This is a genomic window from Variovorax sp. J2L1-78 (genome assembly GCF_030317205.1).
In the GTDB taxonomy this organism is placed as follows: domain Bacteria; phylum Pseudomonadota; class Gammaproteobacteria; order Burkholderiales; family Burkholderiaceae_C; genus Variovorax; species Variovorax arabinosiphilus.
The window spans coordinates 165,176-188,718 of sequence record NZ_JASZYB010000003.1; the positions used below are offsets into that span (position 1 = coordinate 165,176).

At 69.5% G+C, this 23,543-nt stretch carries 22 protein-coding genes; 12 read left to right on the top strand and 10 right to left on the bottom strand.

Annotated features, from left to right (window positions below):
- Window positions 1–2: 2 nt before the first annotated feature.
- From QTH86_RS19280 to QTH86_RS19315, 8 genes are all read left to right on the top strand, one after another.
- Window positions 3–884, top strand: coding sequence for an ABC transporter substrate-binding protein (locus QTH86_RS19280; RefSeq protein ID WP_286647846.1), 882 nt, complete (start codon window positions 3–5; stop codon window positions 882–884).
- On the top strand, window positions 881–1,876 hold the full coding sequence (locus QTH86_RS19285; protein WP_286647847.1) for a FecCD family ABC transporter permease: 996 nt from the start codon (window positions 881–883) through the stop codon (window positions 1,874–1,876). Before QTH86_RS19280 ends, QTH86_RS19285 begins: the two co-directional genes overlap by 4 nt.
- Entirely contained in the window at window positions 1,873–2,658 is a 786-nt protein-coding gene (locus QTH86_RS19290; protein ID WP_286647848.1) for an ABC transporter ATP-binding protein, read from the top strand. Before QTH86_RS19285 ends, QTH86_RS19290 begins: the two co-directional genes overlap by 4 nt.
- Entirely contained in the window at window positions 2,658–3,578 is a 921-nt protein-coding gene (locus QTH86_RS19295; RefSeq protein WP_444814037.1) for an LLM class flavin-dependent oxidoreductase, read from the top strand. Before QTH86_RS19290 ends, QTH86_RS19295 begins: the two co-directional genes overlap by 1 nt.
- A 26-nt stretch (window positions 3,579–3,604) precedes the next feature.
- Window positions 3,605–4,663: a cobalamin biosynthesis protein CobW gene (cobW, locus tag QTH86_RS19300; RefSeq protein WP_286647850.1), complete on the top strand. Its 1,059-nt coding sequence runs from the start codon at window positions 3,605–3,607 to the stop codon at window positions 4,661–4,663.
- A 19-nt stretch (window positions 4,664–4,682) separates the two neighbouring features.
- The gene (gene cobN, locus QTH86_RS19305) at window positions 4,683–8,513 is read left to right on the top strand and encodes a cobaltochelatase subunit CobN (protein ID WP_286647851.1); all 3,831 of its coding nucleotides are present in this window, start codon (window positions 4,683–4,685) and stop codon (window positions 8,511–8,513) included.
- Window positions 8,510–9,580, top strand: coding sequence for a magnesium chelatase ATPase subunit I (locus QTH86_RS19310; RefSeq protein ID WP_286647852.1), 1,071 nt, complete (start codon window positions 8,510–8,512; stop codon window positions 9,578–9,580). The genes cobN and QTH86_RS19310 overlap by 4 nt, the downstream gene beginning before the upstream one ends.
- An 86-nt stretch (window positions 9,581–9,666) precedes the next feature.
- Window positions 9,667–10,239 carry a vWA domain-containing protein gene (locus tag QTH86_RS19315; protein WP_286647853.1) on the top strand — a complete coding sequence of 191 codons (573 nt, stop codon included), beginning with the start codon at window positions 9,667–9,669 and terminating at the stop codon, window positions 10,237–10,239.
- A 9-nt stretch (window positions 10,240–10,248) separates the two neighbouring features.
- Here the strand turns inward: QTH86_RS19315 and QTH86_RS19320 are convergent, their stop codons facing one another.
- Genes QTH86_RS19320 through ilvB form a run of 3 tightly spaced genes read right to left on the bottom strand, consistent with a single transcriptional unit; the run spans window position 10,249 to window position 13,840 of the window.
- On the bottom strand, window positions 10,249–11,058 hold the full coding sequence (locus tag QTH86_RS19320) for a hypothetical protein (RefSeq protein WP_286647854.1): 810 nt from the start codon (window positions 11,056–11,058) through the stop codon (window positions 10,249–10,251).
- Window positions 11,059–11,084: 26 nt separating this feature from the next.
- On the bottom strand, window positions 11,085–11,981 hold the full coding sequence (locus tag QTH86_RS19325) for an ABC transporter substrate-binding protein (protein ID WP_286647855.1): 897 nt from the start codon (window positions 11,979–11,981) through the stop codon (window positions 11,085–11,087).
- A 59-nt stretch (window positions 11,982–12,040) separates the two neighbouring features.
- On the bottom strand, window positions 12,041–13,840 hold the full coding sequence (ilvB, locus tag QTH86_RS19330) for a biosynthetic-type acetolactate synthase large subunit (protein WP_286647856.1): 1,800 nt from the start codon (window positions 13,838–13,840) through the stop codon (window positions 12,041–12,043).
- Between the two features lie 64 nt (window positions 13,841–13,904).
- Between ilvB and QTH86_RS19335 the strand changes: the two genes are divergently transcribed.
- Window positions 13,905–14,399, top strand: a complete 495-nt coding sequence (locus tag QTH86_RS19335) for an Lrp/AsnC family transcriptional regulator (RefSeq protein WP_286647857.1) — start codon at window positions 13,905–13,907, stop codon at window positions 14,397–14,399.
- Between the two features lie 9 nt (window positions 14,400–14,408).
- Here the strand turns inward: QTH86_RS19335 and QTH86_RS19340 are convergent, their stop codons facing one another.
- Complete coding sequence (locus QTH86_RS19340; protein WP_286647858.1) at window positions 14,409–15,944, bottom strand: glycosyltransferase family 39 protein; 1,536 nt, start codon at window positions 15,942–15,944, stop codon at window positions 14,409–14,411.
- A 64-nt stretch (window positions 15,945–16,008) separates the two neighbouring features.
- On the opposite strand from QTH86_RS19340, the gene QTH86_RS19345 reads away from it, so the two are divergent.
- From QTH86_RS19345 to QTH86_RS19355, 3 genes are read left to right on the top strand one after another with little or no spacing between them, the layout of a single operon-like run.
- Window positions 16,009–17,037, top strand: a complete 1,029-nt coding sequence (locus QTH86_RS19345) for a glycosyltransferase family 2 protein (protein WP_286647859.1) — start codon at window positions 16,009–16,011, stop codon at window positions 17,035–17,037.
- Window positions 17,038–17,044: 7 nt separating this feature from the next.
- On the top strand, window positions 17,045–17,878 hold the full coding sequence (locus tag QTH86_RS19350) for a ChbG/HpnK family deacetylase (RefSeq protein ID WP_286647860.1): 834 nt from the start codon (window positions 17,045–17,047) through the stop codon (window positions 17,876–17,878).
- Window positions 17,879–17,937: 59 nt separating this feature from the next.
- The gene (locus tag QTH86_RS19355; protein WP_286647861.1) at window positions 17,938–18,939 is read left to right on the top strand and encodes an LLM class flavin-dependent oxidoreductase; all 1,002 of its coding nucleotides are present in this window, start codon (window positions 17,938–17,940) and stop codon (window positions 18,937–18,939) included.
- 348 nt (window positions 18,940–19,287) lie between these two features.
- Here the strand turns inward: QTH86_RS19355 and QTH86_RS19360 are convergent, their stop codons facing one another.
- The 6 genes from QTH86_RS19360 to QTH86_RS19385 all read right to left on the bottom strand — a co-directional run bounded on the left by QTH86_RS19360 (window position 19,288) and on the right by QTH86_RS19385 (window position 23,445).
- A complete protein-coding gene (locus QTH86_RS19360) occupies window positions 19,288–19,746 on the bottom strand; it encodes a PH domain-containing protein (protein ID WP_286647862.1) in 459 nt (152 codons plus the stop codon).
- 109 nt (window positions 19,747–19,855) lie between these two features.
- Complete coding sequence (locus tag QTH86_RS19365; protein ID WP_286647863.1) at window positions 19,856–20,230, bottom strand: nuclear transport factor 2 family protein; 375 nt, start codon at window positions 20,228–20,230, stop codon at window positions 19,856–19,858.
- Window positions 20,231–20,364: 134 nt separating this feature from the next.
- Window positions 20,365–20,745 carry a RidA family protein gene (locus QTH86_RS19370; RefSeq protein WP_286647864.1) on the bottom strand — a complete coding sequence of 127 codons (381 nt, stop codon included), beginning with the start codon at window positions 20,743–20,745 and terminating at the stop codon, window positions 20,365–20,367.
- Between the two features lie 92 nt (window positions 20,746–20,837).
- Window positions 20,838–21,152 (bottom strand): hypothetical protein, encoded by a 315-nt coding sequence (locus QTH86_RS19375; protein ID WP_286647865.1) that lies wholly within the window; start codon window positions 21,150–21,152, stop codon window positions 20,838–20,840.
- A gap of 100 nt (window positions 21,153–21,252) precedes the next feature.
- Window positions 21,253–21,897: a hypothetical protein gene (locus QTH86_RS19380; RefSeq protein WP_286649397.1), complete on the bottom strand. Its 645-nt coding sequence runs from the start codon at window positions 21,895–21,897 to the stop codon at window positions 21,253–21,255.
- 879 nt (window positions 21,898–22,776) lie between these two features.
- Window positions 22,777–23,445 carry an aspartate/glutamate racemase family protein gene (locus tag QTH86_RS19385; protein WP_286647867.1) on the bottom strand — a complete coding sequence of 223 codons (669 nt, stop codon included), beginning with the start codon at window positions 23,443–23,445 and terminating at the stop codon, window positions 22,777–22,779.
- Window positions 23,446–23,543 lie beyond the last annotated feature (98 nt).

The following is a 23,543-nucleotide window of genomic DNA, read 5'->3' on the forward strand; positions in this document are numbered from 1 at the left end:
CGATGAAGCGAATCGCGCTGGCCTTCGGTGTGTGCGTGGCGGCGCTGGCGCACGCCGCGCCCATCGAAGTGCGCGACGCACTGGGCCGCACCGTGGTGCTGCCCGCGCCGCCGCAGCGGCTGGTGACCATCTTCGCGTCGAACACCGAATTGGTCGCCGCGCTCGGCCTGGTCGACCGCATCGTCGGCGTCGAGGAATACACGCGCTTCCCACAGGAGGCCGCGGCCAAGCCCAAGGTCGGCGGGCGGCTGGGCTTCTCGGTCGACGCGGTGGTGGCGCAGCGGCCCGACCTGGTCATCGTCACGCCGGCGCGACAGGCGGCCCACCAGCTGGTCGATCCGATGGAACGCCTCGGCGTGCCGGTGATTGTGCTGCTGAGCCGCTCGGTCGGTGAGGTGCTCGACAACATCCGCCTGATCGGCCGCGCCACCGGCGTGTCCGAGCGCGGCGATGCGCTCGCGCAGTCGCTGCAGGTGCGGCTCGACCGCGTCGCGCAGCAGGTGGCCGGCCGGCCCGCGCCGCGCATCGTGATGGTCACCGGCCGCGTCGGCAACGGCATGCTGCTGGTCGCGCGGTCGGACACCTACACCGGCGAGGCGATGGTCCTGGCCGGTGGCCGCTTCGCCATCGCCGGGCGCGGCGCCGTCGCGCAGGTGTCGCCCGAGGCGATCCTCGCGTCGAACCCCGACGTGCTGCTGTTCGCCGGCACGCAGGCGGCGCTGGACGACTTGGTCCAGTTGCCCGGCTGGCGCGACATGCGGGCGGTGCGCGAGCAGCGCGCCGTCACGGTGTCGCGCAGTGAATTCCTCATCCCCGGCCCGCGCACCATCGACGGCATCGAAAGCCTCGCGCGCTGGCTGCATCCCGTGAAGGCCAGCCCATGAATCGCCGCAGCACGCGTGCCTGGTTGATCGCGACGGCGGTGCTGGTGGCCGCGCTCCTGCTCGCCGCCTGCGCGGGCCACGAATGGTCGTCGCCGTGCGCCATCGTCCGTGCGCTGGCCGGCGACGACAGCCTGCGCAGCCGGCTGCTGCTGCAATGGCGCCTGCCGCGCGTGTTCGCGGCGGCGCTGGTCGGCGCGCTGCTGGGCCTGTCGGGCGCGGTGTTCCAGGGCGTCTTCCGCAATCCGCTCGCGGAGCCCTACCTGCTCGGCGCATCGGGCGGCGCGGCGCTCGGCGCCACGGTCGCGCTGCTGGTGCCGCTGGGCGTGCCGCAGGCGTATGTGCTGCCGGTGCTGGCCTTCGCTGGCGCGTGGGGCGCGACCGCGCTGGTGCTCGGCGTGTCGCGCGTCGCGGGCGCGCTCGATGCGGCGGGCATGCTGCTGGCCGGCGTCGCCATCGCGGCGATGCTCGGCGCGTTGCGGTCCTTCCTGATGCTCGCGCTGTCCGACGAAACGGTGAGCTTGCAGGTCGTGATGAGCTGGGTGCTCGGTGGCATCCAGACGCCGTCGTGGCCCGGCCTCGGGCTGCTGGCCGCCTTGTGCGTGGCGTGCCTGCTGGCGACGTCGCGCATCGCGCACGGGCTCGACCTGCTCGGGCTCGGCACGCGCGCGGCGCAGGGCTTCGGGCTCGACGTGGCGCGCTTCACGCCGCGGGCGGTCGTCGTCGGTTCGCTGGTGGTCGCGGCCGCGGTGGCCTACGGCGGGCTGGTGGCCTTCGTCGGCCTGGCGGCACCGCACATCGCGCGCTGGATGGTCGGGCCGCTGCACCGGGGGCTGCTGCCGGCATCGGCATTGACGGGCGCCATCGTCGTGACGGTGGCCGATGCCATCGCACGCTCGGCGCTGCCGCCGGCGGAGATTCCGCTGGGGCTGGTCACGGCCGTCGCGGGCGGCCCCTTCTTCATCGTGCTGCTGGCGCGGCGGCTGCGATCATGAGCGACACATCGCCCCTGCTGCTCGCAGCCCGAGGGCTGGGCGTATCGCGCCGCGGCCAATCCATCCTGCGCGACGTGTCGATCGGCTTCGGCGCGACCGGCTCCGTCGCCATCATCGGTCCCAACGGGGCCGGCAAGTCGACGCTGCTCGCGCTGCTGGCCGGCCTCGAGAAGCCGGCGACGGGCGAGGTGCGGCTCGGCACGCATCCGGTGGCCGACGTGCCTGCGGCCGAGCGCGCGCAATCGATCGGCTTCATGCCGCAGCACTTCGAGCCGCATTGGGACCTGGTGCTGGAAGAGCTGCTCGGCATGCGGCTCACGCCGCCGCGCGGGCAGGCCGCCGGCGTGTGGCCGACCGTCGACGAAGTGATCGCGCGCCACCAGCTCGAGGCCTTCCGCGGCCGCCGCTGGTCGACGCTCTCGGGCGGCGAGCAGGCGCGCGTGCTGCTCGCGACCGTGCTCGCGACCGACCCGCCGATCCTGCTGGCCGACGAACCCGGCGCCGCGCTCGACGTGCGGCATCGGCTCACGCTGGTCGAGGCGCTGGCGCAGCGCGGCCGCACGCGGCTGGTGATCGTGGCGATGCACGACCTCGACCTGGCCTTTCGCCACTTCGACCGCATCGTGGTGGTGGCCGACGGCCGCATCGCCATCGATGGTGGCGAAGAACTCATCCATGCCGCGCTACTCGACGAGAGCTTCGGCGTGGTGTTCGACCGCATCGGCGTGCCGCCGGGTGTGATGCTGCGCGCGCGCCTGCGCCAGCAGGGTGCGGCCCCATGATGCGCATCGACCTCGCCGGCTGGACCCGCGAAGCCACGCAAGGCGACCCGCGTGCCTTCTTCGCGCTGTTCGACGCGGCCGATCGCCTCGGCTTCGACGGCGTGTGGTTCAGCGAATTCCGGCTGCCCAGCGCCGACTGGCCGTACCCGTCGCCGCTGCTGCTGGCCGCCGCGCTGCTGGCGCGCACCGAGCGGCTGCGCGTCGGCACGTCGGTGCTGGTGCTGCCCCTGCACCAGCCGTTGATGCTCGCGGACGAGATCGCGCAGCTGGCGTTCCAGAGCGGCGGGCGCATCGACATCGGTGTGGGCCGCGGTACCGAGGCGGCGACGCTGGCCGCGCTGGCGATCGATCCATCGGAAACGCGTGCGCGTTTCGAGCAGCACTGCGCCGTGCTGCAGGCGAAGGCCGCGCAGGTGCCCCTCTACATCGCCGGGTCGACCCCCGAGACCCTCGGCTTCGCCGTTGCGCGGGACATCCCGCTGCTGCTGAGCCTGGAGCCGCCGGAGACCACGCAGCTCGGCCATGTCGCCGACATCCTGCAGGGGCGCCCGTCGACCCTGCTGCAACGCTCGTCGCTGGCGCGCTACGTCTGCATCGGCGCGACCGCGGCGCAGGTGACGGCGCAGCTCGACGGCCTCTGGCCGAAGCTGCAGGAACGCCGCAACTTCTTCGCGGCGAAGCGCGGCGTGCCGCCCGACCAGGTGCCGCGCATCGACCCCGAGCGCATGCTGCGCGAACAGTTCATCCATGGCGACCCGGCGCAGTGCCATGTGCAGATCGCCGCCCTGCGGCAGCGCAGCGGCATCGGCGCGTTGCGCTGCGTCTTCAACGCCAACGGCCTGCTCGACAACACCCAAGCCCTCGCCGGCATGACGCTCTTTGCGAACGAGGTGCTGACCGCGCTTCGCGCGCCGGCATGATTCCTCCCCTCTTCGAAAGTCACACCATGCAAAGCGCAAAGATCCCCGTCACCATCGTCACCGGCTTCCTCGGCAGTGGCAAGACCACGCTGCTGCGCCACATCCTCGGCAACGCCGAAGGCAGGCGCATCGCCGTCATCGTCAACGAGTTCGGCGAACTGGGTATCGACGGCGAGATCCTGCGCGGCTGCGGCATCGGCTGCGACGATGAGGGCAACGAACGCGAAGGCGCGCTCTATGAACTGGCCAACGGCTGCGTCTGCTGCACCGTGCAAGAGGAGTTCCAGCCCGTGATGCTGCAACTGGCCGCGCGCCGCGGCGACATCGACGCGGTGATCATCGAGACCTCGGGCCTCGCGCTGCCCAAGCCGCTGGTGCAGGCCTTCCAGTGGCCGGAGATCGCGAACGTGTTCACCGTCGACGCGGTGGTCACGGTGGTCGACGGCCCGGCCGCCGCGTCGGGTCAGTTTGCCGAAGACACCGACGCGGTCGACGCGCAGCGCCGTGCCGACCCCAACCTCGACCACGAGTCGCCGCTGCACGAACTCTTCGAAGACCAGCTTTCGGCCGCCGACCTCGTGGTGCTCAACAAGAGCGACCTGATGGACGACGCCACGCGCATGCAGGTCGAGGCGCTGGTTCGCGCCGAGATCCCGGCCGAGGTGAAGATGGTCACGGCCAGCCAGGGCCGGCTGCCGCTCGCGCTGCTGCTGGGCCAGGGCCGCGCCGCCGAGACCACCATCGACCAGCGCACCAGCCACCACGACCATGAAGAGGACCACGACCACGACGAGTTCGACTCGCTCGTGATCGAGCTCCCCGCCGTCGACCGCGACCGCCTGATTGCCGCGCTCGAGCAACTGGTCGCGGCGCACACCATCTACCGCATCAAGGGCTTCGTCGCGATCCCGGGCAAGCCAATGCGTCTGCTGGTGCAGGGCGTCGGTAAGCGCTTCGACCACCACTTCGACCGCGCCTGGCGCGAGGGCGAGGCCAAGCGCACGCAACTCGTCTTCATCGGCGAAGACCTCGACGAAGCGGTGCTGCGCGAGGCGCTGCAAGGTGCGCTCGCCGCGATGGTCTGAATCTGCGCGCCGGCCCGCCATGCACCTGCTGAGCACCCAGCCCGGACGCTTCGTCGAAGACGACAGCGTCGTCACCCGGCTCGACCAGACGCCGGGCGACATCGTGGTGCTGAGCTCGGCCGACACCACGCTGGCGCTGCTCGCCGCGGCCCGCACCGCGCTCGCCACGAGCGACCCGGGCTATCCGTCGCTGCGGCTGGCCAACCTGCAGTACCTGCGCCAGCCCGCGTCGCTCGACCTGTACGTCGACGAGGTGCTGCAGCACGCGCGCGTCGTCATCGTCGACCACCTGGGCGCCGAGTCGGCCTGGTCGTACGGCCTGCAGCAGATCGAGAAGCTCGCGCGCCGCCAGGGTCAGCAGCTCGCCATCTTCTCGGGTGACCTGCAGGAGGACGAAGACCTGCTCGCACGCAGCACGCTGCCGCAGGCGGTCGGTCGGCAGCTGTGGCAGTACACGCGGTCGGGCGGCGCTGCGAATGCGCTTCAGTTCCTGCGCGCCATCGCCTTCCACGGCATGGGCCACGGCGAGGCGCCGCAGCCGCCGCGCAGCCTGCCGCAGGTGGCGCTGCATGTGCCCGGCGTGGTCTTCGGCGCCGGCCGCATGGTGGCCGGCATCGACGACCTGCGCGCCGGCTGGCGTGATGGCGCACCGGTGGTGGCGCTGGTCTTCTACCGCTCGCACCTGCAGTCGGGCAACACGGCGGTGTTCGATGCGATGGCGGCGGCCTTGCAGGCCGAAGGGCTGAACCCGCTGCCCATCGCGCTCGATTCGCTGAAGGACCCGCTGTGTCTCTCGACCTTGCGCGACCTGTGCCGTGAACATGCCGTGCAGCTGGTGCTCAACACCACGGCCTTCGCGGCGTTGGGGCAAGGCGGCAATGCAGGCGACGCGCTGACCGAATTGGCTGGCGATGCGCCGGTGCTGCAAGTGATCGTGAGCGGCGGCAACCGCGAGGACTGGCTGGCCGACAGCCAGGGCCTGCGCCCGCGCGACATCGCCATGCAGATCTCGCTGCCCGAGATGGACGGCCGCATCGTCACGCGTGCCATCAGCTTCAAGGGACTGTCGCACCGCGACGAACTCACGCAGACCGAGGTTGTGACCTACCAACCCGAGCCCGACCGCATCGCCTTCGTGGCCGAGCTCGCGCGGCGCTGGTGCCGGCTGCGCAGCCTGCCGGCGGCGGACAAGCACATCGCGCTGATCCTCGCCAACTACCCCGGCAGCGAAGGGCGCATCGGCAGCGGCGTGGGGCTGGACACGCCGGCGTCGGTGATGGTGATCCTGCGCGCGCTGGCGGGCGAGGGCTACATGCTGGGCGATGCATCAAAGCAGCCCGCCGACGGCGACGGGCTGATGCGCACGCTGCAGCAGGGCATCGCCAACGACCCCGCGCAATGGCCGACGCGGCCGGCCTGGCAGAGCTACGCGCTGGCCGACTACCGTGCACGCCTCGCCGGGTTGCCTGAGGGCATGGCCGCGGCCATTGACGCGCGCTGGGGCACGCCCGAGCAGGACCCGTCGCTGCGGCAGGGCCGCTTCATGATCGCGGGGCTGCGGCTCGGCCAGGTCTTCATCGGCATTCAGCCCGCGCGATCGCTGGCGATGCAGGGGACGCCAGAGCCAAATGCCTACGCGAGCTACCACGACGCCGAGCTGGTGCCGCCGCACGCTTACCTTGCCTTCTACTTCTGGCTGCGCGACGTGTTCGCCATCGATGCGGTGGTGCACGTCGGCAAGCACGGCAATCTCGAATGGCTGCCGGGCAAGAGCCTGGCGCTGTCGCAGACCTGCTGGCCCGACGCCATCCTCGGGCCGCTGCCCAACATCTACCCCTTCATCGTCAACGACCCGGGCGAAGGCGCGCAGGCCAAGCGTCGCACGCAGGCCGTGATCGTCGACCACCTGATGCCACCGCTCACGCGGGCCGAGAACCATGGGCCGCTGCAGGACCTGGAGCGTCAGGTCGACGAGTACTACGACGCGCTGCTGGTCGACGCGCGCCGTGCCCGTGTGCTGCGCGCTCAGATCCTCGCGACGGTGCGCGAGCAGCATCTGGTGGAGGAGCTGGCGCTGAACGCCGCTGCTGCCGACGACGACGCGGTGCTCGCGCGTGTCGATGCCTACCTGTGCGAGCTCAAGGAAACGCAGATCCGCGACGGCCTGCACGTCTTTGGCCAGTCGCCCGAAGGCCGGCTGCGACGCGACACGCTGCTCGCGCTGGCGCGCTATCCGTTGGGCGACGGCGCGGGCGAGAACGCCGGTCTGCTGATGGCGCTGTCGCGCGACCTGCTGCCCCACGATGCCTTCGACCCGCTCGACATCGATGCGGCCGCGCCGTGGCAGGGTGCGCGGCCGGCGCCGCTGCAGTCGGTGGGCGACGACGCGTGGCGCCACCAGGGCGACACGCGCGAGCGGCTGGAGCTGCTGGCGCAGCGGCTGCTCGATGACGCAAAGCTCGCGGACGAACTGCCGCACACCCGCGCCGTGCTCGCCCGCATCGAACGCCGCCTCGCGCCAGACCTCGACGCCTGCGGCACGCAGGAACTCGCGCAGCTGTCGCGCGCGCTGCAAGGCCGCTTCGTGCCCGCCGGCCCGAGCGGCTCGCCCTCGCGCGGCCGGCCCGACGTGCTGCCGACCGGGCGCAACTTCTACTCGGTCGACACGCGCGCCATCCCGACGCCGACGGCCTGGATGCTCGGCCTCCAATCCGCGGCGCGGCTGGTCGAACTGCATCTGCAGGAACACGGCGAGTACCCGGTCGCGATGGGCCTGTCGGTCTGGGGCACGGCGACGATGCGCACCGGCGGCGACGACCTGGCGCAGGCCTTCGCGTTGATCGGCGTGCGCCCCAAGTGGGCGGCGGGCAGCCAGCGCGTGGTCGACTTCGAGGTGTTGCCGACCGTCGGCATGGGGCGCCCGCGCATCGATGTGACGCTGCGCATCTCGGGCTTCTTCCGCGATGCCTTTCCCGCGGCCGTGCAGATGTTCGACGCGGCCGTGCAGGCCGTGGCCGCGCAGGACGACGAGGACGCCGAGCGCAACCCGATCCGCGCACGCATCCTGCGCGAAGCGGCTGCGCTGGAAGCGAGCGGCGTCGCTGCCGAGGCCGCGCGTGCGCAGGCCGGCTGGCGCGTCTTCGGCTCGGCACCGGGGCACTACGGTTCGGGCCTGCAGCCGCTCTTCGACCGTGGCGACTGGCAGCGCGACGAGGATCTCGCGCGCGCCTATGTCGACGGCGGCGCGCACGCGTACGGGCAGGGCAGTGACGGCGTGCCCGCGCAGGACGCGCTGGTGCGCCGCCTGCAGACCATGGACGTCGTGCTGCAGAACCAGGACAGCCGCGAGCACGACCTGCTCGACTCCAACGATTACTACCAGTTCCAGGGCGGCATGGTCGCTGCCGTGCGGCACCTGAGCGGTCAGCAACCCGCGATGTACCACGGCGACCACGGCAACCCGCAAGCGCCGCGCATGCGCACGCTGAAGGAAGAGATCGCGCGCGTCGTCCGCGCGCGCGTGGTCAACCCGAAGTGGATCGACGGCGTGAAGCGCCACGGCTACAAGGGCGCCTTCGAGATGGCCGCGACGGTCGACTACCTGTTTGGCTTCGACGCCACCGCGCGCGTGGTCGGCGACCACCAGTACGCGATGGTGGCCGACGCCTACGTGCGCGATGCGGCGACGCGTCGGTTCATTCAAGACCACAACCCGCAGGCGCTGCATGACATCCTGAGTCGCCTGCTCGAAGCGATGCAGCGCGGGCTGTGGCAGGCCCCGGGCGATTACCGACAACAACTGGAAGACCTGCTGCTTCAACAGGAAGCGCAGATGGAAGGACGCCGATGACCACCCCCGACAGCGCGGCCCTGCCGCTGCCGTTCCCCTTCGCCGCCATCGCGGGCCAGCCGCAGCTGCGCCAGGCGCTGCTGCTCGCCGCGGTCGACCCCGGCCTCGGCGGTGTGCTGATCGAAGGCCCGCGCGGCACCGCCAAGTCGACGGCGGCGCGTGCGCTGGCCGAACTGCTGGCAGGCGCGCCCTTCGTCACGCTGCCGCTCGGCGCGAGCCTGGAGCACCTGGTCGGCACGCTCGACCTGGGGCAGGCACTGGCCGGCCATGAAGTCCACTTCGCGCCCGGCCTGCTGGCCCGCGCGCATGGGGGCGTGCTGTACGTGGACGAGGTCAACCTGCTGCCCGATGCGCTGATCGATTCGCTGCTCGACGTGGCGGCGAGCGGCGTCAACCGCGTCGAGCGCGACGGCATCTCGCACCGCCATGCCGCGCGCTTCGTGCTGGTCGGCACGATGAACCCGGAGGAGGGCGAACTGCGCCCGCAGCTGCTCGACCGCTTCGGCCTGTGCGTGCGGCTGCACAACATCGACGACGCGGCGGCGCGCACGGCCATCGTGCGGGCGCGGCTCGCCTTCGATGCCGACCCATCGGGCTTTCGCGCCGCGCATGCCGACGCGCAGGGCGCGCTCGCGCTGTCGCTCGGACGCGCCCGCGCGACCGTGGCGGACCGCGACGCGCTGCCCTATGACGATGCGGTGCATGCCGCCGTCGGCGCGCTGTGCCTGGCCGCACAGGTCGATGGCCTGCGCGCCGACCTCGTGATGCTGCGGGCCGCGCGCGCGCTGGCGGCGTGGGAGCAGGCCGAGCGCCTCACGCCCGGCCACGTGCAGCAGGTGGCCGAACTGGTGCTGCTGCACCGGCGCAAGCCCGGTACCGAACGCGACGCGGCGGCGGCGGCGACGAGCCCGTCGGCGGGCGGCCCGGCATCCGGCACCCCGCCGAGCGCCTCCGACGATGCCGACTGGGGCGCACTGTCGCCCGAGCCCGTCGGCATCGAGCGCGTCAAGCCGCTGCGCCCGTTGATCGCCGCACCCGTACCGCAAGGCGCCGCAAAAAAAGCCTGAGCCTCCGGGACGCCGTCCCCGCTGGCGCGCGCCAGGGTGACCGGAGGCAGGGCACGCAACGGGACGCAGGGCGCATTGCATCGTCGATGGGCAACGCCTACGACTGGCCGCGCACGCTGATGGCGCGCGGTGCCGATGCGCTGCGGGCCGAGCACCTGCGCCGCCGCCCGCAGGAGGCGTGCAGCGGCGCGCTGCATTGCTTCCTGCTCGACTGCTCGGCCTCGATGGTGACCGGCGGCAAGCTCGCGCGCGCCAAGGGCGTGCTGCTCGCGCTGATGGACGAGGCCTACCGGCGGCGCGACCGCGTGGCCTTGCTGTGCTTCGGTGGCGACACGGTCGAGCTGCGCGTGCCGCCACGCCGCGCGGGCGCATGGGACGACACATGGCTGGCGCCGATCGGCGGTGGCGGCGGCACGCCCCTGGCCCTCGGCGTGCAGCAGGCCGCCGCGCTGCTCGCCAAGCACGACAGCGCGCGGCGATGGCTATGGCTGCTGACCGACGGCCGCAGCACCGAGCACCCGGCACGGCCCGCGGGCCTCGACGCGATCTCGGTGCTCGACTTCGAGCCGCCGCGTCAGGCGCTGCGCCGTGCCGCGGCACTGGCCGAACGCTGGCAGGCGCGCTACATGCACGCCGACGAAGCGGCCGTCATCGGCTGAGCCCGGCGACTACTGCGGCCCGCTGCAGAACGGCGCGGCATCGCCGCCGCGATCGGTGAAGCGGGTCACGCGGGTGCGTGTGGCGCGTGCCGGCTCGTGCGCCGCCCAGTCGCTCTGGCGCCAGGTGTACGACCAGCCGTAGTCGCCGCCAGGCTTCGACGGCGCCGCGTAGGCGATGCGCAGGCTGCCGGTGCTCTCGTCGTGGCAGTGCGGCGAGGTCCTGTATTCCTTCTCGCTGAAGCAGGCGCGGACCATCTTGTAGCAGTCGAAAGGCACGCCGGTATGCGCTAGGCCGTCGGCCTGCTTCGGCCCGTCCACCGGCACGAAGTCCGCCGTGCGGAAGGACGCGCCGCCGCCCGAGTAGCTCTCGGTGACGGACCACAGCACGGCCACCGCCCAGCGGCCGTCGGCCAGCGGGTACAGCGCCGGCGCGAGCGACAGCGGTGGCGGTTCCGAGGCGCCGTTGTCGGTCTTCGGGTCCGCCATCGAATGGCGGTAGCCGCGAAAGTCGTGCAGGGTGTCGAGCTTCCAGCCGGCGCCCGGCACGTACGTGGCGCGCGCCATGGCGAGCGGCTGCGCGGACAGCACGACATAAGCATCGGCGCCTGCCGCACGCGGCCGCAGCAGTTGCAGCGATGCCGCCTCGCACGGCTGGGGCATCAGCGCGCAGAGGCCGGTACGCCATTGCGGGTCGATGCGCTCGGGCTTGTCGACGGCATCGAAGGGCTGGGCCGCCGGGCCGGCTGGTGCGGCCGATGCGTGGAAGGCCGCGGCGGCGGACAGCAGAAGCAACGCGGGCAGAAGAAGGGGAGATCGCATGGGCGCATGCTAGCGCCGCGATGCCCTCAAGGCAGCCGCGTGCTCAGCCGAGCGAGGCAGGCGACCACCTCGTCGGCGGCCTCGTCCAGGCGCGGGCCGGGCCGCATCATCACGTCGAGCCGGTCGGGCGCGAACGCGCAGGTCTGGCTGCCGCGGATCGCCTTCATGCGCGACCAGCCGGGCCGGCCGGTCATGGCGATGAGTTCGCTGTGCGCCGAGGCCATCAGCAGGTCGGGGTCGGCGCGCACGACGAACTCCGGGTTGACGCGCGCGAAGGGGCCCGATGCGGCGGGCACGATGTTCTTCAGCCCCAGCCGCGCCAGCGTCTCGCCGATGAAGGACGCCTCGCCGGCGGCCGAGGCGCCGTGCACCTCGAAGTAGACGCGTGCGCCCGACCAGGCCGGCGGCACGCGCGCGGCGGCAACGGCGAGGTTCTTCTCGATGCGCTGCCAGGGCGCGTCGCCGGCACCGGGCCGCCCCACCGCGACGGCCAGCGTCTGCATCACCCGCCGCACGTCGGCGTGCGTCTTCGCGTCCAGTGCCAGCACGGGGATGCCCAGGCTTTCCAATTGATCGGCGACCTTGCTGCGCGGCTTGAGCAGCACCAGGTCGGGCTTGAGCGCCACGATGCCCTCGACCTGCGGATGGTCGACGCTGCCGACCTTGGGCAGCGCGAGCACCGACGCGGGCCAGCTCGCGTAGCGGTCGACGCCGACCAGGCGGTCGCAGGCGCCGATGGCACAGACGGCTTCGGAGAGCGATGGCGTGAGCGAGACGATGCGCCGGGCCGGCGCCGGCAGGGTGACGGCCTGCCCGCGGTCGTCGACGATCCGCACCTGGGCGCGGGCCGGCTGCGCCGTCGCCAATGCCGCCGCAACGAGCAGCAGCACAGCGAGGGAACGGGGAGCGCGAAAGAGGGTCATGCAGGCGGGGCGGAATCCTAATCGATCGCCGCCTGCGCCTCTCTCCCGCGCAACGGCGATCAGCCTTCCTCGTACCAGCGGTCCTTGCCCAGCATCACGCGGTGGTGGCCCTGGCCCGACGGCATCATCGGGAAGCAGTTCTCCTCTGCGGCCACCTGCACGTCGAGGAAGAAGGGCCCGTCGTAGGCCAGGCATTCGGCCAGCGCGGCGTCGAGTTCGGCCGGGTCGCTGACGCGGGCCGCGCCCCAGCCGAAGGCCTTGGCCAGTGCGACGAAGTCGGGCAGCGCCTCGTTCCAGCTGTGGGAGAGGCGGTTGCCGTGGTTGAGCTCCTGCCACTGCCGCACCATGCCCATGTAGCCGTTGTTCGACAGCACCAGCTTCACCTTCGTGCGGTGCTGCACGGCGGTCGACAGTTCCTGGATGTTCATCAGCACCGACGCGTCGCCGCTGACGCACACCACCAGCGCGTCGGGGTGCCCGATCTGCGCGCCGATCGCGGCGGGCAGGCCGTAGCCCATGGTGCCGGCGCCGCCCGAGGTGAGCCAGCGGCGCGGGCGCTCGAAGCGCAGGTACTGCGCGGCCCACATCTGGTGCTGGCCGACGTCGGTGGAGACGATCGCATCGCGGCCGTGCAGGCGCTGCTGCAGCGTGGCCATGAGCTGTTGCGGCAGGATGGCATCGGTGCGCGGCACATAGGCCAGGCAATCCACCGCGCGGCGGCGCGCGATGCGTTCCCACCAGGGCGCCAGGCGCTCGGGCGCGAGGCCGTCGAGCTCGGGCATCGCGAGCAAGGCGTCGAGCACGGCCCCGCAGTCGCCCACCATCGGCACGTCGACCTTCACCACCTTGTTGATGCTGCTGGGGTCGATGTCGATGTGGATCTTGCGGGCGTGCGGGCAGAACTCGTCGAGCTTGCCTGTCACGCGGTCGTCGAAGCGCGCGCCGACGCACACCACCAGGTCGGCCTCGTGCATCGCCAGGTTGGCCTCGAGCGTGCCGTGCATGCCGAGCATGCCGATGAACAGCGGGTCGGACGCGGGGAAGGCGCCCAGGCCCATCAGCGTGAGCGTGCAGGGCGCGCCAAGCCGCCGCACCAGGTCCGTGAAGGCGGCGCAGGCGGCGGGCCCGGCATTGACGAGGCCGCCGCCGCCGTAGAGCACCGGCCGGCGCGCGGTCGAGAGCAGGTCGGCGGCGCGCTGCAGGCTGCCGCGCGGCGGCAGGGCGCGGGCGCTGCGGCCTTCGTCACGGCGCGCGCGGGTCGGCACGGCCGCTGCGGCGCCGGTCAGGGGCATCAGCTGCACGTCCTTCGGCACGTCGAGCAGCACCGGCCCCGGCCGGCCCGAGCTCGCGATCTGCAGCGCGCGCCGCACCGCGGCCGGCACGTCGTCCGGCGCGCGCAGCTGGTGGTTCCACTTGGTGACCGACCGCGACATGCCCAGCGCGTCGCTTTCCTGAAAGGCGTTGGTGCCGATCACGGCGGTCGCCACCTGCCCGCTGATGCACAGCACCGGCACCGAGTCGCTCATGGCGTCGAGCAGCCCGGTGATGGTGTTGCCCACACCCGGCCCGGAGGTGACCAGCACCACGCCGACGCGGCCGGTGCTGCGCGCGTAGCCTTCGGCCGCGTGCACCGCCGCCTGCTCGTGGCGCACGAGGACATGCCGTAGGCGCGGCTCGCCGTGCAGGGCGTCGTACAGCGGCAGCGCGGCGCCGCCGGGGTAGCCGAAGATCGTGTCGACGCCGCAGGCGACCAGGGTGTCGAGCAGCGCTTCGGCGCCGTTGCGCAGGGTAGGGGCCGGGGCGGCCGGCGCCTCGTGAGCGAAGGCCGATGCGGCGGTGACGGTGGCGGTGAGGTTCATGCCTCGATTCTTCCGACGTCGAGGCAGAATGTGCTTTATTCTTTCGACTGAATCGGGGCATAAATTGAAAGCTATTCGCGAAACGGGCAAATCGTCCGAAGATTCTTTCGACAAGACCGATCTGGCCATCCTGGCGATCCTGCTGAAGGACTCGCGCCGCACCCTGCAGGACATCGGCGCCGAGGTCGGCCTGTCGCCCACCACCTGCTGGGGGCGCATCAAGCGCCTGGAGGCCCAGGGCGTGATCCGCCGCTACACGGTCGACATCGACCCGGCCAAGCTGGGCTACCACGACTCGGTCATCGTGCAGGTCACGCTCGAGAGCCACACCGACGAGACGCTCTACGACTTCGGCCGCGTGCTGGCCACCATCCCGGAGATCCAGGAGGCCTACCTGGTCTCCGGCGACTACGACTACTACATCCGCATCGCCGTGCGCGACACGCGCGATTACGAGCGGCTGTTGCGCGAGAAGCTCTACAAGATCCCCGGCATCCGCCACAGCCAGTCGCACTTCGTGCTGCGCGTGCTCAAGGAAGCGAGCGTGCCGCTGGGGTGATGCCGGGCGTCACGGCGGCGCCGGCGGCAGGATGGCCCAGCCGGCGCGCACCGTGAAGTCGCGGCCGAAGCGGCGCACGTCGAGCGTCAGCGGCGGCTGTACCTGCAGCGCAGGGAAGCGCACCAGCCAGTCGGCCGGCGGTGTCTCCAGAGCGCGGCCGGGCGCCGCTTCCCACACGAACACGCCGCCGCGCGCGCGGGTCTTCGCGTCGTCCAGCCACTGCGCCGCCACGGGATCGACCTGGATGTAGACCGACGGGCGGCCACCGGCCTGCGGCGGCAGGTACGCGGCCACGTTGCCGGCGGCCCACATGTCGCCCGCGACGATCGGCACCGGCACGCCGGCGCCACGGGCCTGCTGCCAGCCTTGCGAGATGGCGGCGGCCAGTTCCCTTCCCGGGTAGTGGATGCGCGAGAGATTGCCCCGCAGCCACGGCCCGCCGATGGCCAGCGCGCCATACAGCGCGACCAGGATCAGGGCCCAGCCGCCAAAGACGCGGGCGAAGCGCTTCGGGTGCCGCAGCTGCAGCCCCCAGGCCATCGCGAGCGCCGGGCCGGCGACCAGCAGCACCGGCGACCCCCACATGTCGTGCAGGCGCACGCCCACCACGCCGGCCACCAGGTAGACCGCGAGCGGCCCGCCGCCCATGGCCAGCAGCACCCAACCGTCGCGCCCGGGGCGGCGCCAGAGACGCCCGCCGTCCGTGGCCGAACGGGGCCGACCGCCGGCAGCCCATAGCAACACCAGCATCGGCGCCAGCGCAGCGAGTTGCGCAGCGCTGAAGCTCAGCAGCACCTCGAGGCGGCTCAACACCGGGTTGGCGATCGTCGATTCGCCCCGGCCGGTGGCGTAGCGAAGCGTCGGGAAATCGTGGGCCTGCGCCCACAGCAGGTGCGGCGCGAACACCGCCGCCGCGATCGCCAGCGCGAGCCAGGGGCCGGCACCGCGCCACTGGCTGCGCAGCGCAGGCACGGCGACCAGCGCCAGCACCATCGAGGCCGGCAGCAGCAGGAAGGAGTATTTGCCCAGCAGGCCGCCGCCGCAGGCCAGGCCCAGCAGCGCCCACCAGCCGAGGCCGGCGCCCTTGGTGCAGCGCACCGCGCGCCAGAAGGCCAGCGCCCCAAGCCCCCAGAACGGGTACTGCACGACGTTGGCGTTGAACTCCAGGCTGGTGAGGTTGTAGTAGTGCACGCCCTCCAGCGCCATCGCAGCGACCAGCGCCGCCGGGGGCGACAGCACGTCGCCCATCATTTCCCACACGGCCCAGAACGCGACGCCGACGGCCAGCTGCGGCAGCAGGAGCAGCGGCCAGTCGGCCGTGCCCCAGCGGAAGAGCTCGGCCAGCCAGCCGGACATCGGCGGATGCTTCGCGTACCCGGCGGCCCATTCGCGGCCCCAGCTCAGGGCCTCGATGGTGTCCAGCGGGAGGTTGTACGTCAGCAGCACGGGGAGCAACGTCCACACCAGCACATGCAGGGTGACGAAGATGCCGAAGGCCCGGGCCGGTGCACCGGCCTTGCGGCGAGAATTCGCGGATATGTCCATGGGCCGCGAGCGTACATGTCCCCCGGGGCCCGCCGCCGGCCCCGACCTCCTTCAGACCGAGACCATGACCCTCCCTACCCCTGCCGCCGCGCCGGTCGTCCGCCCGCCGCTTCGCCTGACCTGCGTGGTGCCGGCGTACAACGAGGCGGCGCACCTGGCCGCCTTTCTGGAGGCACTGCACGCCACGGCGAAGACGCTGACGAGCGAGGTCGAGATCATCGTGGTCAACGACGGCAGCCGGGACGCCACGCAGGCGATCGCCCGCGAACTCGGTCCTCGGCTGGGCCTGCGCTACCTCGAGCTGTCGCGCAACTTCGGCAAGGAGGCCGCGCTGACGGCCGGGCTCGCCCATGCGCGCGGCAATGCGGTGCTGCTGATCGACGCCGACTTCCAGCATCCGCTGTCGCTCGTGCCCGAGATGGCGGCCCTGTGGCGCAGCGGCTACGACATGGTCTACGGCGTGATCGCCGAGCGCGCCGGCGAAGCCTGGACCAAGCGCGTCGGCACGCGGCTCTTCTATGGCCTGCTGCACGCCGGCAGCTCGATCGACATGCCGCAGCACGCCGGCGACTTCCGGTGGATGGACGGCCGGGTGGTCGAGGCCCTGCGCCAGATGCCCGAGCGCAACCGCTACATGAAGGGCCTCTATGCCTGGGTCGGTTTCCGGTCGGTGGCGCTGCCCTTCACGCCCGATACGCGCCGCAGCGGCGAGTCGCATTTCAGCCTGCGCAACCTCGTCATGCTGGCGCTCGAGGGGCTGACCTCGTTCAGCTCGCTGCCCCTGCGGGTGTGGAGCGCGGCCGGGTTGATCATCTCCTTCCTGGCCATCTGCTATGGCCTGTGGATCGCCATCGAAGCGATGCTGTTCGGCAACCCGCTGAACGGCTGGCCGACGCTGGCTGCCGGCCTGATGCTGTTCTCGGGCGTGCAGCTGCTGTCGATCGGCATCCTGGGCGAATACATCGGCCGCATCTACACCGAGGTGAAGGGGCGCCCGCTCTACCTGCTGGCCGAAGATCTGGACCACAGTGCGTTGAACCCCGCGGCGAGGGCCGCGGCCGACGACGCGGACGACCGGCCCCGTGATGCATGAACGCCTGATGCCCGCCGTGTCCGCCGCCCCCGCCGGCGGCAAGCGCGTGCTGCTCTGCGCGGACGACTTCGCGCTGCATCCGGCGGTCGACACCGCCGTCGTCGCACTTGCCCGGCAGGGCCGGCTGAGCGCCACCAGCTGCATGACCACATCGCCCCGCTGGGCCGAGGCGGCACGCCTGCTCGAGGCCGTGCCTGCCCTGGCGCGCGGGCTGCACCTGAACATGACCGAAGGGCACGGCCAGCCCGCGCCGACGCTGGGCGCGGTGCTGCGCAGCGCCTATGCGCACCGGCTGTCGCCGGCGCAGGTGCGCGAGCAGGTCACGCGCCAGCTCGACGACTTCGAGCGGGTGCTCGACATGCAGCCCGACTTCATCGACGGGCATCAGCACGTGCACCAGCTCCCGGGCGTGCGTGAGGTGTTGCTGGCCGTGCTGGCCGAACGCTACGGCGCGGCGGCTCCGTGGGTGCGCACGACGGTGCCCGCGACCTGGCGCTGGGGCGCGGGCAAGGCCGGCGTGCTGGCGTTGCTGGGCGGATGGCGCCTGCGGCGGCAGCTCGCGGCGCGCGGCGTGCCGCACAACGCCGGCTTCGCCGGCGTCTACGGTTTCGACGCACCCACGCCGGCCGCCTACGGCCAGCACATGGACCGGTGGCTGGCGGCCAGCCCCGACGGCACGCTGCTGATGTGCCACCCGGCCGACGCGCGGGTGGACGGCGACGCGATCGCCGACGCGCGGAGGGTCGAGTACGCCTACCTCTCCTCCGACGCCTTCGCCGACAGCCTGCGCAAGCACGGCGCTCAGGTGGGTGTCCTCAGGCGCGGTGCAACGCCCGCCTGAGCGTCGGGACAAAAATCCCCGGGCCGGCGGCGGGGCGCGAGCCAGAGGATGATCCGCCCATGACCGCGTTCTCCATCCTCGACCTGTCCCCGATCTGCGAAGGCAGCGATGCCGCGCAGTCGTTCAAGAACTCGCTCGCGCTCGCGCAGCACGGCGAGAAGTTCGGCTACCGACGCTACTGGCTGGCCGAGCACCACGGCATGCCGGGCATCGCCAGTGCCGCGACCGCGGTGCTGCTGGCCTACGTGGGGGCCGGCACCTCGACCATCCGCATCGGCGCTGGTGGCGTGATGCTGCCCAACCACTCGCCCCTGGTGATTGCCGAGCAGTTCGGCACGCTCGAGTCCCTCTACCCCGGCCGCATCGACCTCGGCCTGGGCCGCGCGCCGGGCTCCGACCAGCGCACGGCGCAGGCGCTGCGGCGCAACCTCGAGTCCGACTCGGACCAGTTCCCGCAGGACGTGGTCGAGCTGATGGATTTCATGAGCAAGTCGCCGCGCCAGCCGGTGATGGCCGTGCCGGGCCACGGGCTCGAGGTGCCGATCTGGATCCTTGGCTCCAGCACCTTCGGCGCGCAACTGGCGGCGCACCTCGGCCTGCCCTATGCCTTCGCGTCGCACTTCGCGCCGCAACAGATGATGCAGGCCATCCGCATCTACCGCGAGACCTTCAAGCCGTCAGCGCAACTCGCCAAGCCCTACGTGATGCTGGGCTTCAACGTGTTCGCGGCCGAGACCGACGAAGAGGCGCAGTTCCGCGCCAGCTCGTGGCAGCAGGCCTTCGTGAACCTGCGCAGCGGCCGGCCCGGGCGTCTGCCGCCGCCGGTGAAGGACTACTACGCCAGCGTCGGCCCGTCGGAACGCGCGCTGCTCGACTCGGTGCTGTCGTGCTCGGCCGTGGGTTCGCGCGAGACGGTGCGCAACGGCATCGCGGCCTTCATCGAACGCACCGGTGCCGACGAGCTGATGATCACGTCGCAGGTGTACGACCATGCGACGCGGCTGCGGTCTTACGAGATCGTGGCGTCGCTCAGGGAAGAGGTTGCGACGGCCAAGGGCTGAGGGCAGTGCGTTCCCGGAACTGAAGTTTCGACGTTGTGGTCAGGCCGAGCGCGAAGGGTGCCCCCTTCCGCTCGTGTCCCCGGTCGCGGCCTCCGGCTGCTCCTCCTCCTTTACCTCGCTGCAGGGGGGCACCCTCCGCCTTTGACGCTGGATGCGCAGCAAAGTTACCGCGGGCTGCGGAGCACTTGAGCTCGCTCGAAGCCAGCGACACGGAACTGCAGAATGAAGAGCTGAACGTCGGTTGGCTGGACGGCAGCTTTTGGGTGAGGTGTATGTCTGCAGCGGGCCCAAAGCGGCTGTACGGGGTTCTCCACAGCGGAAGTACGTTTGTCGAAGTAGGTCCCTGCGTTAGCTATGAATGCCAGATTTTTCGACATGCAAGGGCGCTCGCGCACGGAGCTCCTTCATGAACCGTTCCCGGTCGTTCGGCGAAATCAGGTGTGCTGTTCTGGCGCACGAAACCTTTACCCTCATCAATGACAGAGCCGGTGCCGATACGATGCTTCGACTCAACTCGATGCCGACGATGTCCGCGTAGGGAACGACTCGTTTGAGCAAGCCGCATCGAATCTTGAGGTGGCTCTTCGTTAGCGTGTATTTACACGGCACGGTCAGCGCCAGCACGGCGGCAACTGTGAGGCTACCTATTGCAAATGCCATGACGCTCTGTTGGGTCCAAGCTAAGACAAAACACAGGGCGAGGGAAGCGCCAACACAAAGTACCAGCCAGACATCGATGCGCGAGAAAAACACGAGGTCTTCAGCCACTTCCTGATTGCTTGGTTGACTTTGAACGGTAGTTGCCACCTTCACCTCCTACTGAGCAATTGCGTCGACCGGCCGATGCTGGCCGGCCACTGCCAATCGGGTTGTAGACCGACTCCCGGGGCCTTGAGAGAGCGAGCATGCCCGCTGGCTACTTTGCTTCGTGATAATGCAGATGCAGCACCCGCCAGCCTTGGTCTGTCCGTTTCCAAAGTTCTGTGAAAAGAACAACCGAATTTGCACTCCGGGGCGTCGCGACGCGCCCGATTCCTCGAGCCGAGACCAAGCCCTCGCATACCTCGTGCAACTCGAGGTGTCGGTCCTCGCTAAAACTACCAGCAGGGAACCAACGCTCCATTCGCACCGCGGCATCGATACCTTCCAGTTGCTTCGCTCGCGATTGAATGCCTGAGTCGGTCACAACAAAGAATGACAGGTCCTCAAGCTCGGCCATGCGAGCGGTGTCGCCCGCCAAGTAGGCAGCGTACCAATCAGTGCGCGCTGCAAGTAGCTCCTCGTCCTTCATTTCTGTCTTCTCCTGCTGGCGGAAGCTTGCCGTGGCCTATGGCAAGTAAGTGCTCTGATTGTCCACGCGGTCTGACGGCTGCTTCTGGCCGTTAGGGCAAGGTCAGCTTCTGGCCGAAGGCCGCAGTTAAATAACTAGGCCTCGGCGACTGCAGCGATGGAAACCTTCAGGCCGGGGACTCGTACCGGCAACTTCGCTCCTTGCCGCGCTGGTGGATTGGATGGAAACCACCTGAGCCACTCTTCGTTCATGCCCGCGAAGTCGTCCTCATCCGCTAGGACGACGGTAAAGCTCACCGCCTTATCCATGGAGCTACCCGCTTCCTCAAGAATCGCCCGCACATTGGTCAGGCATTGACGGGTTTGTTCCTGAATCGTGCCGCCGACGAATGCACCCGTGACGGCATCTGCTGGCGACGTACCGGAGACGAAAACGAGGCCGGCGGCCTTGACGGCCTGGCTGTATGTCGGGGGTGGCTTGGCAGCCTTCGGTGTGAAAACAATATGACGAGCCATTTGCATCTCCAACAACAAAGGAGGGTAGGTCCAACCAAGCGGCGACAACGAGAGACCGGTCCTGGCCGGGTGCCGGCGTAGCTTCGCCGCGGCTATTGCTCATAAACGAGCCGGCCATCGATGAAGACCTTGGCTTCGTGATACGGGAAAACGTGATGGCCGCAGTGTTCCGTAAACACGGCAACCGCCTTCTTCGTATCGCTCACGATGAAGAACGCAAACCTGAACTCCACTAAGGAACCGTCCATCAGTTCCATGCGAACCGTCTCCAAGGGAAACTTCATGACCGCTTCGGAGCGCTCGCGCACGTCAACGGCGGAGCAGCCCAAGTGAACTCCAAGCTCTTCTGACCAGTCGCTCGCGGTCTGCGCCGCCAAACGAGGCACGGGGTACTTAAAAACAGGCATGAAAGTTCCAGGTGCGGCTTGTGGCCATGGTGTGTCGGCCAATCGTGGCACTGTACCGACCGGCTGCTGCTGGCCGCATTCTGCCGGCTAACGTCTACGCTCAGAGAACGGCCTGCCCGGGTCTCCATTTCCAGCTGCTGGCGATGACATCCAGATAATCGTCATGCCCGAGAAGCAGAAAGTGACGCGCGTCGCAAGGATGGCCTAGAGCCGCAAGCCAGAGCGAACCTTCTACCTCATACATCCCGGGGTCCGGACAAGCTCCCGTGGACAACCAAAGGTCGTGAATACGTTGAACGCAGGCTTCGGCAGTCTCGTCCTCTCGCATGTTGCTTGGGACGAGCGACCAGTCGTACGCCTCTTCCTCGACAACCTCCGCATCGGCGAAAGCCGGGGTTTGTCGAACCCGTAAGCAGTTCGAGAATTCAAGCTGCACCAGCCTGTGCCTGGAGCCGTGCCAATCGGATGCTTCGACGAAATCCTCGGGGGCCGGGATGGTAGCCGCGACCGAATCGGCGGCCGCATCCAGACCGGCGGTTTTGAAAAACCCGATAAAGGTCACATACGCGCTGCGGTCGACGTCGGGCTGGGTGACGCCAATGTGCGGGACCGACGGACTGACCTTCCAGGGGACCGTAGGCGGACGAAGACGTGGCTTCATGCCCGTTTTCCGCTGGCGAAACTGCAAATCAGAAGGCTCATCGGAATGTCTGGTCTTGGCCGCATCCTGCCACATGCCCAGCACGTCGCGGCAGGTCCTAAGCTGGGTTTGAAGGATGGCCCGCCAGCGCGATGTCCAGGCCCAAGGTCATCGGCGGGTATGTGTGCCTCACAGTAAGCGCGACCCCGCTTCCCAAGATGAGCTGGATAGCAGATTCGGGCCCTTCGCCTAAGGCATCCCAAACTCTCACCTGCGCAATCGTGCCAGGTAGATGCCGCTGAACCTCGTCAAGTTGCTCCAGTGCTCGCCAGCCCTCAGGCCAGGTCGGTGGTACATCTTGTGCATGCAACGACTCATGGAGTTCGATGCCAAGTGCCGGATACGCGCCAGGGATTGGGACCTCGCAAGGCAACACCTGGACCGAGGAGCCTCCGACCAGCGCAAAATTGACGAGGTCGGTACTGATAGCCGCCGTGGTTCCGTCGACCCATGCAGGGTGCGCCTCCCTTGGCGGACTCATCCAGAGTGCTTCAAGGGTCTGACCAACCATCGACGAATGATTCATTTTTGTGCTTGTTGCGCCCGATTCTCCAACGGCCGCTATTGGCCGACAGGAGAAGTTGACGGAGTCGAGGCTGCTCCAACGTCTAACAGCACACTCGGTTGCTTAGGAGGGCGAATACGACCGCTAGGAGGATGACGTACCCGAAGAAAACTATGACAAGCAGCTTCAGCAATATCAAGACGATACGGACGAGGAGGGGTCTCTTCTGCGGGATGTCAGCCTGAGAAACCTCGCCTAACAGCTCGCGGATGGTTGGTTTTTCCACAACTTCAGGTCTCTCGAGGAATGCTTCTTGCCTACTGTAGCCGGTCGGTCCTACCGGCCCTTTGGAGCGAACTGGACCCAGTCGACGAATGTCTTCTCTTGGCCGCATGCTGCCTCAGCGAGCCGTATGCTACTCAACTCGTTGCGCCCAGACCCAGGTGGGGCGACGCCGCCTCCAGCGCCGCAGCCAGGCCGGCTGTTGGGCTGCTAAGGGAGCGCGGGCCTGCTGAAACTAACGCGGCGGCACCGCTCATTGACGCTTGTGCCAGAGCAACAATTGAAGCACCGCTTGCATAGGCGCCGTCCGCGGCCTTAGCTATGGTCGCCAGGTAGCCGCCCAGGTCGCCGGCCTTGAACATGACCCACGCTTCGGGAACAAGCTGTACCTCGACGGTAGCCTCCGATTGCTGCACGGCATCGAAGAAGAGACGGGACGTCGGGTCGATGGTCGTCTCGACCGTGCACAAGGCGACGATTCTGCCGCCCGCACGGGCTGCTGCTGCCGCCAACGCACCGTCCGTCCTCAGGACGGGTGCCCTCGAGTTTGCTGCGATGGTGTCGACCGACGCCCCCAAGGTCGAACAGGTTAGAACCACAGCATCTGCGCTTTGAGCGAGGGAAAGCAGCTCAAGCCTCGTGGTGTCGGCGATATCGGCAGTCAATCCGCCGGCACCTTCGGCTGCGGCCAAAAGGTCAGCTCGGACTTCATGGCGCAAAACATCAGGCGGAATGCCAAGTTCCCTTGCTGCGGCTTCAAAAACCGCGATGTTGCTCTCGGCTGTGTGGAGACAGGCAATTCGCATAGGCCGCATTCACTTCTTTTATCTTGGATACCTCGGAACGACGCAACGGCGCGGAGGTCATCCAGAAACAGCTTACTGGACTTGACCGTCGAAGGCCC

What these genes read in the sequence shown, in the direction of transcription:
- QTH86_RS19280 (WP_286647846.1), top strand. Translation starts at nt 3, where the DNA reads ATGAAGCGAATCGCGCTGGCCTTCGGTGTGTGCGTGGCGGCGCTGGCG.
- QTH86_RS19285 (WP_286647847.1), top strand. Translation starts at nt 881, where the DNA reads ATGAATCGCCGCAGCACGCGTGCCTGGTTGATCGCGACGGCGGTGCTG.
- QTH86_RS19290 (WP_286647848.1), top strand. Translation starts at nt 1,873, where the DNA reads ATGAGCGACACATCGCCCCTGCTGCTCGCAGCCCGAGGGCTGGGCGTA.
- QTH86_RS19295 (WP_444814037.1), top strand. Translation starts at nt 2,658, where the DNA reads ATGCGCATCGACCTCGCCGGCTGGACCCGCGAAGCCACGCAAGGCGAC.
- cobW (WP_286647850.1), top strand. Translation starts at nt 3,605, where the DNA reads ATGCAAAGCGCAAAGATCCCCGTCACCATCGTCACCGGCTTCCTCGGC.
- cobN (WP_286647851.1), top strand. Translation starts at nt 4,683, where the DNA reads ATGCACCTGCTGAGCACCCAGCCCGGACGCTTCGTCGAAGACGACAGC.
- QTH86_RS19310 (WP_286647852.1), top strand. Translation starts at nt 8,510, where the DNA reads ATGACCACCCCCGACAGCGCGGCCCTGCCGCTGCCGTTCCCCTTCGCC.
- QTH86_RS19315 (WP_286647853.1), top strand. Translation starts at nt 9,667, where the DNA reads ATGGGCAACGCCTACGACTGGCCGCGCACGCTGATGGCGCGCGGTGCC.
- QTH86_RS19320 (WP_286647854.1), bottom strand. Translation starts at nt 11,058, where the DNA reads ATGCGATCTCCCCTTCTTCTGCCCGCGTTGCTTCTGCTGTCCGCCGCC.
- QTH86_RS19325 (WP_286647855.1), bottom strand. Translation starts at nt 11,981, where the DNA reads ATGACCCTCTTTCGCGCTCCCCGTTCCCTCGCTGTGCTGCTGCTCGTT.
- ilvB (WP_286647856.1), bottom strand. Translation starts at nt 13,840, where the DNA reads ATGAACCTCACCGCCACCGTCACCGCCGCATCGGCCTTCGCTCACGAG.
- QTH86_RS19340 (WP_286647858.1), bottom strand. Translation starts at nt 15,944, where the DNA reads ATGGACATATCCGCGAATTCTCGCCGCAAGGCCGGTGCACCGGCCCGG.
- QTH86_RS19345 (WP_286647859.1), top strand. Translation starts at nt 16,009, where the DNA reads ATGACCCTCCCTACCCCTGCCGCCGCGCCGGTCGTCCGCCCGCCGCTT.
- QTH86_RS19350 (WP_286647860.1), top strand. Translation starts at nt 17,045, where the DNA reads ATGCCCGCCGTGTCCGCCGCCCCCGCCGGCGGCAAGCGCGTGCTGCTC.
- QTH86_RS19355 (WP_286647861.1), top strand. Translation starts at nt 17,938, where the DNA reads ATGACCGCGTTCTCCATCCTCGACCTGTCCCCGATCTGCGAAGGCAGC.
- QTH86_RS19365 (WP_286647863.1), bottom strand. Translation starts at nt 20,230, where the DNA reads ATGAAGGACGAGGAGCTACTTGCAGCGCGCACTGATTGGTACGCTGCC.
- QTH86_RS19370 (WP_286647864.1), bottom strand. Translation starts at nt 20,745, where the DNA reads ATGGCTCGTCATATTGTTTTCACACCGAAGGCTGCCAAGCCACCCCCG.
- QTH86_RS19375 (WP_286647865.1), bottom strand. Translation starts at nt 21,152, where the DNA reads ATGCCTGTTTTTAAGTACCCCGTGCCTCGTTTGGCGGCGCAGACCGCG.
- QTH86_RS19385 (WP_286647867.1), bottom strand. Translation starts at nt 23,445, where the DNA reads ATGCGAATTGCCTGTCTCCACACAGCCGAGAGCAACATCGCGGTTTTT.